Annotated in this window: 15 protein-coding genes; 4 read left to right on the forward strand and 11 right to left on the reverse strand. The window is 69.5% G+C overall.

The features are described 5' to 3' along the window. Positions 1-6 precede the first annotated feature (6 nt). The 4 genes from CFP71_RS14535 to cmk form a co-directional block, all read right to left on the reverse strand. On the reverse strand, positions 7-3,909 hold the full coding sequence (locus CFP71_RS14535) for a Pls/PosA family non-ribosomal peptide synthetase (RefSeq protein ID WP_093934378.1): 3,903 nt from the start codon (positions 3,907-3,909) through the stop codon (positions 7-9). Between the two features lie 245 nt (positions 3,910-4,154). After that, positions 4,155-5,624 (reverse strand): ribosome biogenesis GTPase Der, encoded by a 1,470-nt coding sequence (gene der, locus CFP71_RS14545; protein ID WP_093934380.1) that lies wholly within the window; start codon positions 5,622-5,624, stop codon positions 4,155-4,157. A 3-nt stretch (positions 5,625-5,627) separates the two neighbouring features. Then, positions 5,628-6,302 (reverse strand): lysophospholipid acyltransferase family protein, encoded by a 675-nt coding sequence (locus CFP71_RS14550; protein ID WP_093934381.1) that lies wholly within the window; start codon positions 6,300-6,302, stop codon positions 5,628-5,630. Beyond that, positions 6,299-7,003 carry a (d)CMP kinase gene (gene cmk, locus CFP71_RS14555; RefSeq protein WP_167406125.1) on the reverse strand — a complete coding sequence of 235 codons (705 nt, stop codon included), beginning with the start codon at positions 7,001-7,003 and terminating at the stop codon, positions 6,299-6,301. Before cmk ends, CFP71_RS14550 begins: the two co-directional genes overlap by 4 nt. Before the next feature lie 209 nt (positions 7,004-7,212). On the opposite strand from cmk, the gene CFP71_RS14560 reads away from it, so the two are divergent. Genes CFP71_RS14560 through CFP71_RS14570 form a run of 3 tightly spaced genes read left to right on the forward strand, consistent with a single transcriptional unit; the run spans position 7,213 to position 9,306 of the window. Beyond that, positions 7,213-7,605: a DUF4267 domain-containing protein gene (locus tag CFP71_RS14560; protein ID WP_093934383.1), complete on the forward strand. Its 393-nt coding sequence runs from the start codon at positions 7,213-7,215 to the stop codon at positions 7,603-7,605. A 15-nt stretch (positions 7,606-7,620) separates the two neighbouring features. Continuing rightward, positions 7,621-8,103 carry a cation:proton antiporter regulatory subunit gene (locus tag CFP71_RS14565; RefSeq protein WP_005153480.1) on the forward strand — a complete coding sequence of 161 codons (483 nt, stop codon included), beginning with the start codon at positions 7,621-7,623 and terminating at the stop codon, positions 8,101-8,103. Positions 8,104-8,109: 6 nt separating this feature from the next. Next, the gene (locus CFP71_RS14570; RefSeq protein ID WP_093934384.1) at positions 8,110-9,306 is read left to right on the forward strand and encodes a cation:proton antiporter; all 1,197 of its coding nucleotides are present in this window, start codon (positions 8,110-8,112) and stop codon (positions 9,304-9,306) included. Positions 9,307-9,867: 561 nt separating this feature from the next. Here the strand turns inward: CFP71_RS14570 and CFP71_RS14575 are convergent. The 7 genes from CFP71_RS14575 to xerD all read right to left on the reverse strand — a co-directional run bounded on the left by CFP71_RS14575 (position 9,868) and on the right by xerD (position 16,645). Further along, positions 9,868-11,736 carry a Xaa-Pro dipeptidyl-peptidase gene (locus CFP71_RS14575; protein WP_093934385.1) on the reverse strand — a complete coding sequence of 623 codons (1,869 nt, stop codon included), beginning with the start codon at positions 11,734-11,736 and terminating at the stop codon, positions 9,868-9,870. A 97-nt stretch (positions 11,737-11,833) separates the two neighbouring features. Next, positions 11,834-12,586 carry a pseudouridine synthase gene (locus tag CFP71_RS14580; RefSeq protein WP_037303202.1) on the reverse strand — a complete coding sequence of 251 codons (753 nt, stop codon included), beginning with the start codon at positions 12,584-12,586 and terminating at the stop codon, positions 11,834-11,836. Further along, positions 12,576-13,277: an SMC-Scp complex subunit ScpB gene (scpB, locus tag CFP71_RS14585; protein WP_093934386.1), complete on the reverse strand. Its 702-nt coding sequence runs from the start codon at positions 13,275-13,277 to the stop codon at positions 12,576-12,578. Before scpB ends, CFP71_RS14580 begins: the two co-directional genes overlap by 11 nt. After that, positions 13,274-14,209 carry a segregation and condensation protein A gene (locus tag CFP71_RS14590; protein ID WP_167406124.1) on the reverse strand — a complete coding sequence of 312 codons (936 nt, stop codon included), beginning with the start codon at positions 14,207-14,209 and terminating at the stop codon, positions 13,274-13,276. Before CFP71_RS14590 ends, scpB begins: the two co-directional genes overlap by 4 nt. Beyond that, positions 14,209-14,628 carry a cobyrinic acid a,c-diamide synthase gene (locus CFP71_RS14595; protein WP_093934387.1) on the reverse strand — a complete coding sequence of 140 codons (420 nt, stop codon included), beginning with the start codon at positions 14,626-14,628 and terminating at the stop codon, positions 14,209-14,211. Before CFP71_RS14595 ends, CFP71_RS14590 begins: the two co-directional genes overlap by 1 nt. After that, positions 14,625-15,650 carry a ParA family protein gene (locus CFP71_RS14600; RefSeq protein WP_093934388.1) on the reverse strand — a complete coding sequence of 342 codons (1,026 nt, stop codon included), beginning with the start codon at positions 15,648-15,650 and terminating at the stop codon, positions 14,625-14,627. Before CFP71_RS14600 ends, CFP71_RS14595 begins: the two co-directional genes overlap by 4 nt. Positions 15,651-15,742: 92 nt before the next feature. After that, the gene (gene xerD / locus CFP71_RS14605) at positions 15,743-16,645 is read right to left on the reverse strand and encodes a site-specific tyrosine recombinase XerD (RefSeq protein ID WP_093934389.1); all 903 of its coding nucleotides are present in this window, start codon (positions 16,643-16,645) and stop codon (positions 15,743-15,745) included. Positions 16,646-16,764: 119 nt separating this feature from the next. On the opposite strand from xerD, the gene CFP71_RS14610 reads away from it, so the two are divergent. Beyond that, positions 16,765-17,256: a DUF1707 domain-containing protein gene (locus tag CFP71_RS14610; protein ID WP_093934390.1), complete on the forward strand. Its 492-nt coding sequence runs from the start codon at positions 16,765-16,767 to the stop codon at positions 17,254-17,256. Positions 17,257-17,321: the final 65 nt, after the last annotated feature.

Genomic DNA, 17,321 nt, shown 5'->3' on the forward strand with positions numbered 1-17,321 from the left:
CTGTCTCTACTTCGTCCAGGCCGAGATGGGATTCCCGAGCCAGCGCGAGTCGGCGGGAACCGCGTCGCCCCGGGTCACCAGAGACCCCGGTCCGACCGTCGTCCGCGCGCCGATGCTCGCACCAGGCAGCACGATACCGTGCGGCCCGAGCGTCGCTCCCTCGTCCAGGGTCACCGGCGACATCGTCATGATCCGGTCGTGGAACAGGTGCGTCTGCACGACACAGCCGCGGTTGATCGTCGCGCCGTCGCCGAGGCTCACCAGGTCCGACTCGGGCAGCCAGTACGTCTCCAGCCACACGCCGCGGCCGATCTTGACGCCCATGGTCCTCAGCCACGCCGGAAGCAGCGGCGTGCCGCCGAGCGAACCGATCAGCCACGGGACGGCGAGCGCCTCGACGAAGGTGTCGGCGAGTTCGTTGCGCCAGACGAAGGAGCTCCACAGCGGGTGATCGACCGCGCGGAACCGGCCGACCAGCAGCCACTTCATCGCAGTGGCGGTCAGCGCGGCGACGGCACCCGCGGCCAGCAGCAGCGGACCGCCGAGCAGCACCGCGACCAAGAATCCGTAGGACGACGCGAGCGCGAAGATCCCGGCGGCCACCAGCACGGTCAGCGCGACGCCGCACATCACCGGCACGATCCGGCACAGTTCGACGAGCGCGCGGGCCGCCTTCAGCCGCAGCGGCGGCGTGTACGTGCGGCTCGTGTCGGCCTCGCCGACCGACCGGCGGACCGGCAGCGGCGGCATCCCGAGGTACGACGAGCCCTTCTTCGCCTTGAGCGGGGCCGACGACAGCACGCCGACCAGACCGCGCTTGGGCACCGAACGACCGGGCGCGGCCATCCCCGAGTTGCCGAGGAAAGCCTGCTTGCCGATCCGCGCCGGCGCGACGTGCAGCCAGCCGTGGCCGAGTTCGTAGGTGGCGACCATGGTGTCGTCCGCGAGGAACGCGCCGCTGTCGACCTGGGTCATCTTCGGCAGCGCGAGGACGGTGGACGCCTCGACGTTGCGGCCCACCTTCGCCCCGAGCATCCGGAGCCACACCGGGGTGAACAGGCTGGCGTACAAGGGGAACAGCCCTTCACGCGCCATGCCCATCAGCCGCTCGGTCGCCCAGACCTGCCACGCGACGCGGCCGTGCACGGGGTGATACCCCTCGACCATGCCGATGCTCAGCGAACGGACGCCGACGAGCACGAGCAGGGCGTACGTCAGGAAGTACGCGACGGTGGCGAGCGGCGTGAACAGCAGCGCCTGGCCGAGCGCGGCGCCCAGCGAAGGCGCGCCGGTGATCGCGTAACCCAGCACCGCGACGGCGGGCAGGGCGGCGACGGCGGGCAGCAGCCCCAGCGCGACCGAAGTCGCGCCGTAGACCGACGCCCAGAAGCGCGAACGCGGCGGGCGGCTCTCGGGCCACTTCAGCGCGTCCTTGGCGGCGCGGGCGGCGGGGGCACCGGCCCAGCGCTGCCCGGCGGGCACGTTGCCGCGGACGGTCGACCCGGCCGCGATCTCCGAACCCTTGCCGATCCGCGCGCCGGGGAACAGCGTGCTGCGCGCGCCGATCCGCGCGTCGGCGCCGATCCGGATCTTGCCGATGTGCACGAGATCGCCGTCCACCCAGTGCCCGGTCAGGTCGACCTCGGGTTCGACGGCGGCACCGCGGCCGAGTTTCAGCATGCCGGTGACCGGCGGCGGCGAGTGCAGGTCGACGTCCTTGGCGATCCGCGCGCCGAGGGCCTTGGCGTACGTCGTCATCCAGGAAGCGCCCGCGACACTGTCCGCGCCGCTGAACTCCGCGAGCTTCTCGGCCGTCCACAGTCGCAAGTGGACACTCCCGCCGCGCGGATAGCTGCCCGGACGGACACCGCGCAGCAGCAGCCGGGCACCGGTCGCCGAGATCGCGATCCGGCCCGCCGGGCTGAACAGCGCGATCCAGGCGGCGGCGATCCACGCCCAGTGCAGCGTCGGCGCCCAGGCGAAACCGGCCAGCGACAGCACGTTCGACAGCGTCGCGGCGATCGTCGTCCAGCGCAGGCCGACCAGGCCCATCAGCGGGATCATCAGCAGCGACTGGATGATCCCGGCCTTGCGCGGTGTCGGCGCGACGTCGCGGCGTTCGGTCTTCTCGCCGCTCAGCGCGTCCAGCATCGACGCGAGCGCGCCGAGCTTCGGGTTGGCGTAGATGTCGCTCACCGACACCTGCGGGTGCCGGGTGCGGATCCGCGCGATCAGCTGCGCGGCCGTCAGGCTGCCGCCGCCGTTGGTGAAGAAGTCGGCCTTCGGGTTGTCGACCGAGACGCCCAGGATTTCCGCCCAGCCTTCGGCGAGCCAGCTCTCCGTCGGCGACAGACCGGATTTCGCGGCGTCCACAGTGGACAGCGGCCACGGCAGCGCGTTGCGGTCGACCTTGCCGGAGGTGCGCGTCGGCAGGTCTTCGACCAGCGCCAGCAGCGGGACGAGCGCGGCGGGCAGCTGCTCGCGCAGGCGCGTCGCGGCCTCGTCGTGGTCGAAGACGACCCCGTCCGCGGGCACGACGTACCCGACGAGCACCTGGTTGCCCGCCTTGGTACGGCGGATCGCGGCCGCGGCGCCCTGCACACCGGGCAGAGCCTGGAGCGCGGCGTCGACCTCGCCGAGTTCGATGCGGCGGCCGCCGAGCTTGACCTGCTCGTCGAGCCGCCCGAGGAACAGCAGGCCCTCGGCCTCCGCTCGGACCATGTCACCGCTGCGGTACGCGCGGCGCCAGCCCAGCGAGGGCAGCGGCGCGAACTTCTCGGCGTCCTTCTCCGGGTCCAGGTAGCGGGCCAGGCCGACGCCGCCGATGACCAGCTCGCCGGTCTCCCCCATCGCGACCGGCTCGCCCGCCTCGTTGACCACGGCGAGCTGCCAGCCCGCCAGCGGCAGGCCGATCCGGACGGGTCCCTCGCCGGTCATCTGCGCGGCGCAGGCGACGACGGTGGCCTCGGTCGGGCCGTAGGTGTTCCAGACTTCGCGGCCTTCGACGGCAACGCGCTCGGCCAGCTCGGGCGGGCAGGCTTCGCCGCCGAAGATCAGCAGGCGGACGTCTTCGAGCGCGTCGGCGGGCCACAGCGCGGCCAGCGTCGGAACGGTCGAGACGACGGTGATGCCCTGCGCGACCAGCCACGGACCGAGGTCCACACCGGTGCGCACGAGCGAACGCGGCGCCGGGACCAGGCAGGCGCCGTGCCGCCAGGCGAGCCACATCTCCTCGCAGGACGCGTCGAACGCGACGGACAGGCCGGCGAGCACGCGGTCGCCGGGGCCGATCGGCTCCTCGGTGAGGAACAGCTGGGCTTCGGCGTCGACGAAGGCGGCCGCGGACGCGTGCGAGACCGCGACGCCCTTCGGCTTTCCGGTCGAACCGGAGGTGAAGATGATCCAGGCGTCGTCGGTCGGCGTGGGGACGCCTTCGATCTCGCCCGGCGAGCCGAGCACGGTGATCGCGCCGCCGTCGGTGAGGACGGCGGCGACGTCGGCCTCGCCGAAGACCAGTTCGGCGCGCTCCTCAGGGTCGTCCGCGTCGACGGGCACGTAGGCGGCGCCGACGGACAGGATGGCGAGGATCGCGACGTAGAGCTCCGCGGTGCCGGAGGAGATCCGGACGCCCACCCGGTCGCCGACGCCGACGCCGTTGGCGGTCAGCTTGCGGCCGTAGGCGTCGATCTCCTCGACGAGCTTGCGGTAGGACAGCGTGGTCTCGCCGTCGTCGATCGCGCCCGCGTTGGGGTGGCGGGCGGCGGTCTCGGCGAGGATGTCGATCAGGGTGCGCTCACCGGCGCCGAGACCGGACCAGAAGAGGGCGCGGTCGGCGACGGGAGCCGGGGACGGGGCGACGGTGACGTCGGCGACACAGGCGATCGGCCGCGAATCTGCGGTCAGTGTCATCGGCCCATCACCACGGGCACGGCATAACCATGGGCGCGCAAGCCCATCACACACCTTTCGCGAAGTGCGTCATTCGGGCTCGCTCTCCGAATGAGGCGCCCGCCAGCAGGCCGTCCACTTTACCGCAGGTGGACGACATATCTCGGGAGGATCTCGACAGAGTGTCGAACCTCACCGGGGGCACGCCGAAGGCCGAGGTCATCGGCGTGCCCACCCAGTGAACCATTCACCTACATAGTGGGAATTCAGCGAGTCTTCGGTTTTCCGGCCGCTTTTCCGCCGACCTTCGGCCTTTGCTTCTTTTCGCGTACCCGAACATTCACCCGGACGGGGCTGCCTTCGAAGCCGAATCGCTCACGGAACTTGCGTTCGATGAACCGCCGATAGCCCGCTTCGAGGAATCCGGTGGTGAAAAGGACCAGCGTCGGCGGCCGAATGCCCGCCTGGGTCGCGAAGAGCACCTTCGGCTGCTTGCCGCCGCGCACCGGCGGCGGGGTCGCCGCGATGAGGTCGGCCAGCCAGCCGTTCAGCTGACCGGTGGGAACCCGCTGGTCCCAGGACTTCAGCGCGGTCCGCAGCGCGGGCGCGAGCTTGCGCACGGACCGGCCGGTGAGCGCCGAGATGTTGACCTTGTCCGCCCACGGCACCCGCACCAGGCCGCGGTCCAGTTCGCGGACCATGGCGTGGCGGCGGTCCTCGTCGACGAGGTCCCACTTGTTGAACGCGAGCACGCACGCGCGGCCCGCCTCGACGACCATCGTCAGCACGCGCAGGTCCTGCTCGGACAGCGGTTCGGCGGCGTCCAGCAGCACGATCGCGACCTCGGCCGCGTCGATCGCGGTCTTGGTCCGCAAGGAGGCGTAGTACTCCGCGCCGTTGGCCGAGTTGACGCGCTTGCGCAGGCCCGCCGTGTCGACGAACCGCCAGGTCTCGCCGTCGAGCTCGACCAGCGAGTCGACCGGGTCGACGGTGGTGCCGGCGACCGAGTCCACGACGGACCGCTCCTCGCCGGAGAGCTTGTTCAGCAGGCTGGACTTGCCCACGTTCGGCTTGCCGACCAGCGCGACCCGGCGCGGACCGGCGGTGGCGCGTTCGCCGTCGCGCGGCATCGACGGCAGCGACTTGACGATGGCGTCGAGCAGGTCGCCCGAGCTGCGCCCGTGCAGCGCGCTGACCGGGTACGGCTCGCCGAGGCCGAGCGACCACAGCGACGCGGTGTCTGCGAGCAGGCGGTCGTCGTCGACCTTGTTGGCGGCGAGCAGCACCGGCTTCTTCGAGCGGCGCAGCACCTTGGAAACGGCCTCGTCGGTCGCCGTCGCGCCGACACTGGCGTCGATCACCAGCAGCACCGCGTCGGCGGTGGCCATCGCCATCTCGGCCTGTGCGGCGACGGAGGCCTGCAACCCGGTCGCGTCCGGCTCCCAGCCGCCCGTGTCGACAAGGGTGAACCGGCGGCCCGCCCAGAAGGCGTCGTAGGCGACGCGGTCCCTGGTCACGCCCGGGACATCCTGCACGACCGCCTCGCGGCGGCCGAGGATGCGGTTGACCAGGGTCGACTTCCCGACGTTCGGCCTGCCGACGACGGCGAGGACCGGCTGCGCGAGCTGGGCCTCTTCCTCGGCCTCGCCCGCGGCGATCTGCGCGTCCAGCGCGGTGAATTCGGACTCGTCGGACCAGGAGCCGTCGATCTCGCCGACTCCGTCAAGCTCTGTCATTGCTTACTTCACATTCTGTCGCGTGTCTTGGAGCCCGTGCTCCAAGCGCCATTCGTCCAGTGCCTTCACGAGGTCCGCGAGCGCGATGCGAAGCCGCTCGGTTCCCTCCTCCAGCCCTGTCCTTCCCTTCCCGATCGCGGGAGTGAAAGGTTCGCCGACCAGGATGTCGACGCGTGGCCGCCAGCGCCTCTTGGCGCCGGCGGGTTTGTACGTCCCCCGAGTGGCGACCGGAACCACGGTCGCGTTCCCGGCGCGGACCAGGAAGGCCACGCCGCGCTCGAAGTTTTCGGCGTCACCGAGGCCGCGGGTGCCTTCGGGGAAGATCCCGACCGCGCCACCGTCCTCGAGCACCTTGACCGCCGCCATCAGCGGCTTGCGGTCCACCGCGCCCCGTTTCACCGGGATCTGGCCCAGTTTCGGGAAGAACCAGCCGACGAAGCCCTTGAAGAGCTCCGCCTTGACCAGGAACGCGGTGCGCCGCGAGAACATTCCGAACAGCAGCGCCGGTTCCGCCATCGAGCTGTGGTTGGCCATGAACACCACCGGACCGGACGCCGGGACCCGCTCGGCACCGTGGACCCGGACCCGGAACGCGGGCCGGACGATGAACTTCGAGATCCCCCGGCCGAAGGTGTGGAACGGGTCGCTCGCGCCCTCGGGCAGTCCTTTCGCGCTCACCGTGCGACCTCGGCGGGGCAGCCTTCGAGAAGTCCGCGGTGCAGGGCCAGTTCCGCCAGCGCGACGATCACCTGGTCGATGTTGAGCGCCGAGGTGTCCACCTCGACGGCGTCTTCGGCCGCGCGCAGCGGCGACGCCGCCCGCGTGGAGTCCAGGCGATCGCGTCGTTCCACCGCGGCCTTCGCACCGTCCACGGTGGACTCGCGACCGGCGGCGGAGTCCTGCGCGCTGCGGCGGGCGGCGCGGACCTCGGCCGAGGCGGTGAGGAAGATCTTGAGCGGGGCTTCCGGCGAGACGACGGTGCCGATGTCGCGGCCCTCGACCACGATGCCGCCGACCCGGTCGAGCACCTCCGCGATGATCTCGCGCTGCCGGGTGACCAGCAGTTCGCGGACGGCGGGGACGGCCGAAACCGGCGAAACCGCGGTGGTGACGTCCGCGCCGCGGATCTCGGCGGAGACGTCCTCACCCGCGAGGGTGACGGTCGCTTCGTCGGGGCTGGTCCCGATGCCGAACTCGGCTTTCCGGGCGACGTCGGCGATCGCGTCCGCGTCGGCCAGGTCCGTCCCGGCACGCAGGACGGCGAGGGTGATCATGCGGTACATCGCGCCCGTGTCGAGGTAGCCGGCGCCGAGCTTCGTCGCGAGCTTCCGCGAAACCGTGGATTTCCCGGTTCCGGACGGGCCGTCCATCGCGACCACACCACGCAGGGCTCCCGCCACCGAAACTCTCCTCAGCTCATCCGTCGCTCATCTGATCGACGTCCATTCTGCCTGGTGGCGAACGACACGCCTCGACCGCCCACGGCGAAGTGGCCATATCCAGACTCTAGCAACGCTAGACAAACTATCGACACTATTGCTAGCGTCCGCACTGTTCCTAGCGTCGCTAGCTTCCGGAGTCGGAGACCATGACCAGAATCAAGATCGCTTACGCCCTGTCCATCGCCCTCGTGCTCTTCGTCCTCTACTTCGGCACCGGTTACGTGTTCTTCCCGGAGACCCAGACCGGCGGCTTCGGCCTGCCGGTCATGCCGTCGAAGGGCGACCCGTTCCTCGCGATCAAGGGCGTCCGGGACATCGGCACGGCGCTCGTGCTGCTCGCGCTGCTCCTGCTCCGGAACGTCCGCGCGGTGGGCTGGGGGCTGCTGGCGCTGGCGTTCATCCCGATCGGCGACATGCTGATCGTGTTGACCCACAACGGTTCCCCCGGAGCCGCGTTCGGCATCCACGGCGCGACGGCCGCCCTGATGGTGCTGATCTCGGCGTTGTTCCTGATCCGCCCCGCGCAAAACGGACAGTGAGTTATCGTTGTTCACGTGAACGTCGAAGTGACCCCGCTCCCTGGAATAGGCGTCCGTAAGGACTTCGCCACCCGTCACGGCCGTCGTGTCGGTGTGGTGACCCATCGCGATGGACACGTCGAACTGATCGTGTCCAAAACGGACGATCCCGACGCCTGCCTGGCCTCACTTCCGCTCACCACCGACGAGGCGGGCGCGCTGGCGAACCTGCTCGGCGCGCCCCAGCTGGTCGCCCAGCTCACCGAAGAGCACCGGGACCTGCCTGGCATCAACACCAAGCAGCTGCCGATCAAGGCGTCGTCGCCGTTCGACGGGCGGACGCTGGGCGACACCGCCATGCGGACGCGGACGAGCGTCTCGGTGGTCGCGGTGATGCGGGCCGGTCAGGTCCACCCCTCCCCCAACCCGGACTTCAACCTCACCGCGGGCGACGTGCTCGTCGCGGTCGGGACGTCCGAGGGACTGGAGGCCGCCGTCAAGATCTTGAAGTACGGCTGATCGCGGATGGATCACACCGCACTGTCCTTGATCGAACTCGGGGCGGTCTTCTTCGGGCTGGGCGCGTTGGGACGCCTCGCCGGGAAGATCGGGATGTCCCCGATCCCGCTGTACCTGATCGGCGGCCTGTGCTTCGGGCAGGGCGGGCTGATCCCGCTCGGCGACATCGGCGACTTCACCCACCTCGCCAGCGAGATCGGTGTCGTCCTGCTGCTGCTCCTGCTGGGCCTGGAGTACTCGGCGGCCGAACTGTTCACCGGGCTGAAACGCTCGTGGATGGCGGGCGTCGTGGACATCGTCCTCAACGCCGCGCCGGGCGCGATCGTCGCGCTCATCCTCGGCTGGGGGCCGATCGGCGCGATCGTCATGGCGGGCGTCACGTACATCTCGTCGTCCGGGATCATCGCGAAGGTACTCGGCGACCTGGGGCGGCTCGGTAACCGGGAAACGCCGGTGGTGCTGTCGATCCTGGTGTTCGAAGACCTGGTGATGGCGCTGTACCTGCCGATCCTCACCGCGGTCCTCGGGGGCGTGAGCTTCCTCGGCGGTTTGAAGGCCGTCGGGATCTCGCTGATGGTGATCACGGTGGTGCTGGTGATCGCGCTGAAGTTCGGCCGGTACGTCTCCGCGGCGGTGGACAGCCCGGACCGCGAGGTCTTCCTCCTCAAGGTCCTCGGCGCCGCGCTGCTGGTGGCCGGTGTCGCCTCGGCGATGCAGGTGTCGGCGGCGGTCGGCGCGTTCCTGCTCGGCATCGCGATCTCGGGTTCGACGGCGGAGAACGCGACGCACATGCTCGAACCGCTGCGGGATCTCTTCGCGGCCGTGTTCTTCGTCGTGTTCGGGCTCAACACCAACCCCGCCTCGATCCCGCCCGTACTCGGCTGGGCGGTCGTCCTGGCGGTGGCGACCACGCTCACGAAGGTCGGCACCGGCTGGTGGGCCGCGCGAAGACAAGGCATCGGGAACATGGGCCGGGCTCGTGCCGGAGCGGCGCTGGTCGCCCGCGGCGAGTTCTCGATCGTCATCGCCGGGCTGGCGGTGGCGGCGGGCGCGGTGACCGGCGAACTCGCGGCGCTCGCGACGGCGTACGTGCTCCTGATGGCGATCCTCGGCCCGACGGCCGCGCGGATCGTGGAACCGGTGGCTCGCGCTTTGCAGCGGAAGCCTTTCGGGTCGAAGAGCCCCGCCTCGCAGACCGGCTGACCTTCGGGTCGCCTCAAGTACATGAAGGCCCCCTTCCTTGCGCTAGACGTAGGGAAGGGGGCCTTCATGTACTTCACTGAGCCGAATTGTGACGACCGGGGGTCCGTGAAGGCCTGGTGCAGGCCATCGCCTTCCGCCGGGTGCAGCCCTGGCGGAGGGAGCGTTGCGAAAGCCACTTTCGTAACCCTCAACGTTGTGAAAGTCCCTTTCGCAACACCGGGCGCCGGGCAGCACGGGGAGTGAGCGGCAACGGCGGTTACGGAGAGATGGCGTCCGCGATCCGCCGGCGGCTTCTTCGGTCCCTGTTCCCAATGTCGCATTCGAGACGCTCAGCGACTCGAATGCGACATTGGGAACATCGTCGCCGAGACCACGCCACCTTCGCCTTGCCCCACGCCACTCTCGACCACCCGCCCCCTCGGTCCCGGCGCCCCACTCACCTGAAGTACATGAAGGCCCCCTTCCTTGCGCTAGACGTAAGGAAGGGGGCCTTCATGTACTTCAGCGGTGTGACTACTGGTGCACCTGAGGCGACGTGGCGATCGCCAAGTCCGTGAAGGCCTAGCCGCGCTCAAGCCCCGAAACAGCGGCGGGAGCGATCTGCGCCGGAGCCACCGGAAGCGCCGCCGGAACAGCCGACGGACCCGAGCCCACCACAGGCAGCGCCAGCGACGTCTTGCCGAGGTCCACCGTGATCTTCGGGTACTGCGACGGGCCCGAGATGAACGAGCCGTCCGTCCCGCCGATGATCAGCGCGAGCTGATGTCCTCGCGGGACGACATGATCCGTACTCGCCAGCCGGAACGTCATCGTGTACGGCTGCCCCGGCGTCAGCGGCGACTCCTGGCTGAGCGAGCGGTAGTTGGCCAGATCCGCCCAGCCGCGGCTGATGATGTTCAGCCCCACCGAGACCGAGTCGGTGCTCGTGTTCAGGTAGCAGGCGTCATTGCCCGTCGCGCTCGATCCCCAGCACGACTGGGTCAGCTCGTTCTTGATGCCTTCCTTGGGCCCGGTGTAGTTCCGGATGGTCGCCGGGCCGTAGTCCACCAGGATCGCCGAGAGCCGCGCGGTGGACGTCGACGGCGTCGCGGTCACAGTCACCTTCGCCGTTCCGGAGACCTGGAGGTCCTTCGCGAGCGCGCCGGTGCTGAACAGCACGCGCCCGTTCGAGGTCTCCGTCGGCCGTGCGGCCCAGCTGTTCGAAGACTGGCCGGAAGAGTCCGTGAACGACGCCGTGCCCGTGCCCGCGGTCGTGCCGAGCGTGCCGACGCCGGGAGTGCCGCCGGAAGCGGGCCGCAGGGTGACGGCGCTTCCCGCCGGCCACGCGGGCTGGTCCACCCAGACGTCGGGCTCGCGCTCCACGCTCGCGCCCGGCGTCTTCTCGATGCCGTTGTCGACACCGAGCAGGTAGTGGTCGAACCACTTGTGCAGGGTGTCGACCCACGCCGAGCGCCGGTAGTCGAACGGGTCGACGTGGCCTGCCTGCGTCAGCCAGATCTTGCGCTCGACGTTCAGCGCTTCCCACCACTGCCCGAAGTTGATCGTCTTGACGTTGAGGTCGCCCAGGCCGTGCGAAGCGAGAACGCTGGCCTTCACCTTCGAGGCGCTCTGGACGTAGTCCCGGTCGAGCCAGAACGCGTTGTAGTCGCCGTTCGAGGTCGCGCCCGCGGTGAGTTTCTGGTTCGCCGCACCGCAATTCTGGCCGCCGTTGCGCTGGGACACGGTCTGCGCCAGCCCCGCCGGGCTGCCCTGGCGCAGGCTCGCGCCATCGGAGCGGTAGTAGTCGTACCAGGAGCTGATGGCGCCGATCGGCACGATGGTCTTGAGCCCGTCGACTCCGGTCGCGGCGACGCCGTTGGCGACCGTGCCGTCATAGGACTTCCCGATCATGCCGACGGCGCCCGTCGACCAAGACGCGTTCGTCCTGGCCGAGCCGGTCGCCGTCGTGTAGCCGTTCGCCCGGCCGTTGAGCCAGTCGACGACCTTGCGGGCCGAGTTGATGTCCGAAGGCCCGCCGATGTCCGTGCAGCCTCGGGACTTGTTGGTACCGGCCAGATCCACCAGGACGACGGCGTACCCGCGGGGCACGAAGAAGTTGTCGTAGTAGAGCGGGAACCCGACCGGCCTGCCCGCCGAGTCGTAGGTCTTGAGCTCGCTCTCGTTGCCGCGACCGCAGCACGAGTAGTACGGGCTCGCGTCCATGATGACCGGGACCTTCTTGCCCTGCGCCGCGGCTTCCTTCGGCCGGATGATGTCGGCGGCGACCCGGTCGGAGCGGCCGTCGCCGTCCCCGTCGAGGCCGATGTCGACCCAGGCCGTCTCGCGGACGGCCTGGGCGAAGTCGTAGACCGGTTCGCTGCCCCGCGGTTTCGCCGCGGACTGCGGCGCCGCGACCACCGCCGCAGCCACCGCCAAAATCCCTGCCAGCACGACTCTTTTCACGGTTGAGCCCTTCCCCGTCGGCTGAAAGCCCGTCAGAAAGAGCTAAACGCGATCATCGCGAACGCAGTAGAGCGGAAAGTCGTGGTTACAGATCGACGGCGCGGTAGAGCGAGCCGACCTCGCCCCGGTTCAGCCGCCGGATCGAGCCCGATCGCTGCGCGCCGAGCTGGACGTCGCCGAGCGCGGTCCGGACCAGTTTGCGCACCGGGTGCCCGGTGGCCGCCATCAGCCGCCGCACGATGTGCTTGCGACCCTCGTGGATGACCAGTTCGATCTGGGTCCGCCCGGCCAGCATGTCCTTGACCCGGAACTGGTCGACCTTCACGATGCCGTCCGGCAGCTCGAAGCCCGCCCGCAGTTCCTTGCCGAGTCCACGCGGAACGATGCCCTCGACCTCGGCGAAGTAGGTCTTCAGCACCTGGAACGACGGGTGCATCAGCCGGTGGCCGAGGTCTCCGTCGTTGGTGAGCAGCAGGAGGCCCTCGGTGTTCTCGTCGAGCCTGCCGACGTGCACGATGCCGGGCGTCTCCTCGTACCGGCCGCGCAGGTAGTCGCCGACGCACGGGCGGCCGCGGTCGTCGCTCATCGTGCTGTGCACGCCCTTGGGCTTGTTCAGCACGAGGTACACGAGGTCCTCGCGGACCTGGACGCGGGTGCCGTCCACGTGGATCACGGAGTTGTCCGGATCGACCCGGCGGCCGAGTTCGGTGACCACCTTGCCGTCCACGCTCACGCGACCGCGCACGATCAGGTCCTCGGCCGCGCGCCGCGAGGCGACGCCGGCCTGCGAAAGGACCTTCTGCAGCCGAATGCCGTCGGGATGCGGGTCAGATGTCATCGATGGTGTCCACTTCGGGTAGCAACGGAGCGATGGGCGGAAGGTCGGCCAGGGACGACAGGCCCAGTCGCTCCAGGAACAGCTCGGTCGTCACGTACAGCGTGCCAGTGGTTTCGGGGTCGGTCCCCATCTCCTCGATCAGGCCACGCGCGAGCAGCGTCCTGATCACCCCGTCCACGTTCACACCCCGGACGGCGGCGACCCTGGCCCTGGTCACCGGCTGCCGGTAGGCGATCACGGCGAGGCTCTCCAGTGCGGCTCGCGTCAGCTTGGAACGCTGGCCGTCGAGCAGAAGCTTCTCCACGAACGGGGCATAGACGTCCCTAGTGTAGAACCGCCACCCTTCGCCGACTCGGCGCAGGTCGATTCCGCTGGTCCGGTCGGTGAACTTCTGCGACATCGTGCGCAGCGCCACGGTCACCCGCGACACGGGCTGGCCGACGGTCTCGGCGAGGGATTCCTCGTTGATCGGCGAGTCGACGACCAGGAGCAACGCCTCAAGGGCCGCTTCGAGCGCCTCGTCGGAGGTGACGTCGGGGTAGTCGCCGTCACCGGCGGCCACGAGCCCTTCGTCGGCGGGCGGCTCCGGTTCGGCGACAGGAGCCTCGGTCGTGTCAGGCTCCGAAGTCTCTTCGGGCTCCACCGTGCTCGCTTCGGTGTTTTCGGTCTCTTCGGTGTTCTCCGGGCTCACCCGTACTCCTCGTCCTCGACGGCGGCGCGGTCGTGCTCGGCCGCCACCGACGCCTCCGCCACGGACCCGCCGGTCCAGCGCACGTACAGTTCGGCGAGCGCCTCGAGCTGCTCGAACTGGACCGAGGACTCCCGGTACAGCTCCAGTAGCGCGAGGAACCGCGCCACGATCTCGACGGTGTGCTCGCAGTCCTCGACAAGCTCGCTGAAGGTCGCTTCGCCTCGTTCCGCGAGCTTGAGCCGCAGCAGCGCGGCGTGCTCGCGCACCGAAACCCGTCCCATGTGGATGTGCGCGATCGACACCGTCGGCGGCGGCTTCGGTTTGAAGACCGCGACCGCGATCTCGGAGAACTTCCCCACGTCGACGCCGAGCATCACCTCGGGCAGCAAGCCCATGAACCGGTCTTCGAGCGCGACCGAGCGTGGGTAGCGCCGCAACGCGCCGGCCTCCAGCTCGCCGAACAGGGCCGCGACCTGCTTGTACGCCCGGTATTGCAACACCCGCGCGAACAACAGGTCCCGTGCTTCGAGCAGAGCGAGGTCGTCTTCGCTCTCCACCTCGGCGGCGGGCAGCAACCGCGCCGCCTTCAGGTCGAGCAGGGTCGCCGCGATGACCAGGAACTCGGTCGTCTCGTCGAGGTTCCATTCCGTGCCGAGCGCGCGGGTGTAGGCGATGAAATCGTCCGTGACCCGGTGCAGCGCGACCTCGGTGACGTCGAGCTGGTGCTGCGAGATCAGCTGGAGCAGCAGGTCGAAGGGCCCCTGGAAGTTCGCCAGGTTCACCTTGAACTTGGACGTGCTCAGCTCTTCACTGGCCAGTCCTTCGGGGACCATCCCGCCGTGCACGGTTTCGTGCACGACGGGGGTCTCTTCTGCTTCTGTCCGCTCGACCGGCTCCGGGCCGCTGGGAGCAGCCGCGGCCGGGTCGTCCATCAGTTCTCGGTCTCTTTCCCGTCCTCGGCGCCCGCCCGCAATCGCTGGACGAGTACCGACTCCTCACCCGCCGCGTCGAAATCGGCCAGCAGGACGGCCACCGCCTCGCGGACCAGCCTGCCGCGGTCGAGCACGAGCCCGTGCTTCGCCCGGAGGTTCAGCCTGGCCTGCTCCATCGCCAGCAGTTCGTCGCCGGAGACGTAGACGGTGATCTTCGCGTCGTGCTTGGTCCGCCCCGAACCGCTGCGCGCGGCGCGGGTCAGCCGGTCGTTGTGCGCTGTCTCGTCCCCTGAACCGTTCCCGTCGCCGTTCCCCGTCGAGGGGGCGGGATGCGCGGGCGCGGGCGGGAGATCGAGGGCCGGGCTGGAGGTGATCCTGAAGAGTTCGGACGCTCCGGGCAGGGAAGCTCGCCTGCTCACCGAGCGATCACCTCACGTGCCAGCGCGCGATAGGCCGCCGCGCCGGCTGATTTGGGAGCCCACGTCGTGATCGGCTCGCCCGCGACCGTCGTCTCGGGGAACCGCACGGTGCGGTTGATCACCGTGTCGAACACGGTATCGCCGAATGCCTCCACCACTCTCGCCATGACCTCCTTCGAGTGCAGGGTTCTCGGGTCGTACATGGTGGCGAGAATCCCGGTGATGTCCAGTTTGGGGTTGAGGCGTTCCTGCACCTTCTCGATGGTGTCGATCAGGAGCGCTACGCCTCGCAGACTGAAGAACTCGCACTCCAGCGGGATGATCACACCGTCCGCGGCGGTCAGTGCGTTCACCGTCAGCAGGCCTAGCGAGGGCTGGCAGTCGACAAGAACATAGTCGTAGTCGTTCATGACCGGACGAAGGACCCGTAACAAAGTGTGTTCGCGCCCTACCTCTGCGACCAACTGGACCTCGGCCGCGGACAGGTCGATGTTGCTCGGCAGCAGGTCGACGCCGTCCACGCGGGTCTTCCGGATGACGTCGGTGATGCTGACCGAGCGCTCCATGATGACGTTGTAGACCGTCTGGTCCAGCTCGTGCGGCTGAATGCCGAGGCCGACCGAAAGCGCGCCCTGGGGATCGAAGTCGACCAGCAGCACCCGGCGACCGCATTCGGCGAGCGCCGCGCCCAGGTTGATGGTCGAGGTCGTCTTGCCGACGCCGCCCTTCTGGTTGCACATGGCCATCACGAGTGCGGGGCCGTGCCGTTCCAGCGGCGGCGGATCGGGGATCTCGCGATACGGACGGCCCGTCGGGCCGATCGCGTCGACGTCGCGTTCCTGCTGCTTGGCTTCTTTGGCATCTTTGGCGCGCTTGGCCTTGCGGCCGCGGGAAGAGATCGTGTCCTCCGACGGTTCGTCGCCGTCGTGTTCGGCGGGGGTTGCGATGGTCACCTGGCTGAGGCTCGCGGCAGCCGAACCGGCGGACGCGGACGGCTTCGCCGGCTCGTTCGGTGTCGACATAACGCGAAAGCTCCTCTTCGGCAGGATCCTCGGCAGCCTATGCGCGATTCGCGAGTCGAGCCAACGAGGCACGCCGGGATCGACCGGGTCGATTAGCCGAGCGCGCGGGGATGTGCTGTCGCGTAAACCTCGCGGAGCGTGTTGACCGTGACCAGCGTGTACACCTGGGTGGTGGTCACCGAAGCGTGGCCGAGCAGTTCCTGTACGACGCGGACGTCGGCGCCGCCTTCGAGAAGGTGCGTCGCGAAGGAATGGCGCAACGTATGCGGGGAAACGCCCGCCGTGATGCCCGCGGATTCCGCGGTGTCCTTGAGGACCTGCCACGCGCTCTGCCGGGACAGCCGGGAGCCGCGCGCGTTCAGGAACATCGCCGGTGTCCCCCGGCCATGGACGGCGAGCGCCGGCCGCGCCCGGACGAGATACGCGTGCACCGCTTCGAGCGCGGGGCGGCCGATCGGCACGATGCGCTGTTTGCCACCCTTGCCGTCGAGCAGCACCGTCCGTTCGGCGTCGTCGATGTCGTCGACGTCGAGCCCGACGGCCTCGGAGATCCGCGCGCCGGTGGAGTAGAGCAGTTCCAGCAGCGCCCGGTCCCGCAGCGGCCGTTCGCCCTCGGGCGACGGGGTTTCCAGCAGTTTCAGCACGTCATCGACCGGCAGCGCCTTCGGCAGTCGTTTGGCCGCCGCGGGCGGACGGACCTCGCGGGCCGGGTCGTGCTCGGTGATGCCGTCGGCGTGCGCGAACTTGTGCAGCCCCCGCACCGCGACCAGCGCGCGAGCGGCCGAAGAGGCGGCAAGCGGCTGATGGTCTTCGTCGCCTTCGCGCAGCGCGGCGCCGAACGAGGTGATGTGCGCCGAGGTGACGTCGGCGAAGCGCTCGACGTCGGCGCCGCCGAGATACGCGGTGTACCGGCGCAGGTCGCGGGAGTAGCTGTCGAGGGTGTTCCGCGCGGTTCCGCGCTCGACCACCAGATGGTCGAGGTAAGCGGCGACCACCTGGGCGACTCCGGCACCGCCAGCCCGTGACACACGGACACTCTAGGACCACCGGGACCCGTTCGGGTGTTCGCCGCGCGTACCCGCGTCAAGGGTGTGAAACGGGCTACCTTGGGACCATGTCCCAGCAACCGGACCCGGAGGAGATGCGCGTCGGCACCGCCGAGCGCGAAGAGGCGGCGCGCCTGCTCGCCGACCACTACAGCCAGGGGAGGATCACTCCGGACGAATACGAGGGCCGCGTTCTCGCCGCGTACGAGGCCGTGACGTTCGGCGAAATCCGGCCGCTGTTCCAGGACCTGCCCGCGCCGCATCCGGCGTACCTGGCGCCGCCGCCGCGTTTCGAGCCGCCGCCGTTCGTCCCCGTCTACCAGCAGCCGGCCGTGCTCCTGCCGTACTCGCCGAAGTCGAAGGTCGCCGCCGGGGTGCTCCAGATCGTGCTGCCGTTCGGGATCGGGCGCTTCTACACCGGCCACATCGGGATCGCGCTCGCCCAGCTGGCGGTCGTGGTGTTCACGTGCGGCATCGGGGTGGTGTGGCCGATAGTGGACGGAATCGTCCTGTTGGCGAACGGTGGCACCGACGCGCAGGGACACCGTCTCCGAGACTGAGCCCCTCCGCCCCAAGAACGTCATGAGGGGTCCCCATAGGACATATTTCGTCCTAAGGGGACCCC

The sequence above is a fragment of the Amycolatopsis thailandensis genome (assembly GCF_002234405.1).
Taxonomy (GTDB): domain Bacteria; phylum Actinomycetota; class Actinomycetes; order Mycobacteriales; family Pseudonocardiaceae; genus Amycolatopsis; species Amycolatopsis thailandensis.

What these genes read in the sequence shown, in the direction of transcription:
- CFP71_RS14535 (WP_093934378.1), bottom strand. Translation starts at nt 3,909, where the DNA reads ATGACACTGACCGCAGATTCGCGGCCGATCGCCTGTGTCGCCGACGTC.
- der (WP_093934380.1), bottom strand. Translation starts at nt 5,624, where the DNA reads ATGACAGAGCTTGACGGAGTCGGCGAGATCGACGGCTCCTGGTCCGAC.
- CFP71_RS14560 (WP_093934383.1), top strand. Translation starts at nt 7,213, where the DNA reads ATGACCAGAATCAAGATCGCTTACGCCCTGTCCATCGCCCTCGTGCTC.
- CFP71_RS14570 (WP_093934384.1), top strand. Translation starts at nt 8,110, where the DNA reads ATGGATCACACCGCACTGTCCTTGATCGAACTCGGGGCGGTCTTCTTC.
- CFP71_RS14580 (WP_037303202.1), bottom strand. Translation starts at nt 12,586, where the DNA reads ATGACATCTGACCCGCATCCCGACGGCATTCGGCTGCAGAAGGTCCTT.
- CFP71_RS14590 (WP_167406124.1), bottom strand. Translation starts at nt 14,209, where the DNA reads ATGGACGACCCGGCCGCGGCTGCTCCCAGCGGCCCGGAGCCGGTCGAG.
- CFP71_RS14600 (WP_093934388.1), bottom strand. Translation starts at nt 15,650, where the DNA reads ATGTCGACACCGAACGAGCCGGCGAAGCCGTCCGCGTCCGCCGGTTCG.
- CFP71_RS14610 (WP_093934390.1), top strand. Translation starts at nt 16,765, where the DNA reads ATGTCCCAGCAACCGGACCCGGAGGAGATGCGCGTCGGCACCGCCGAG.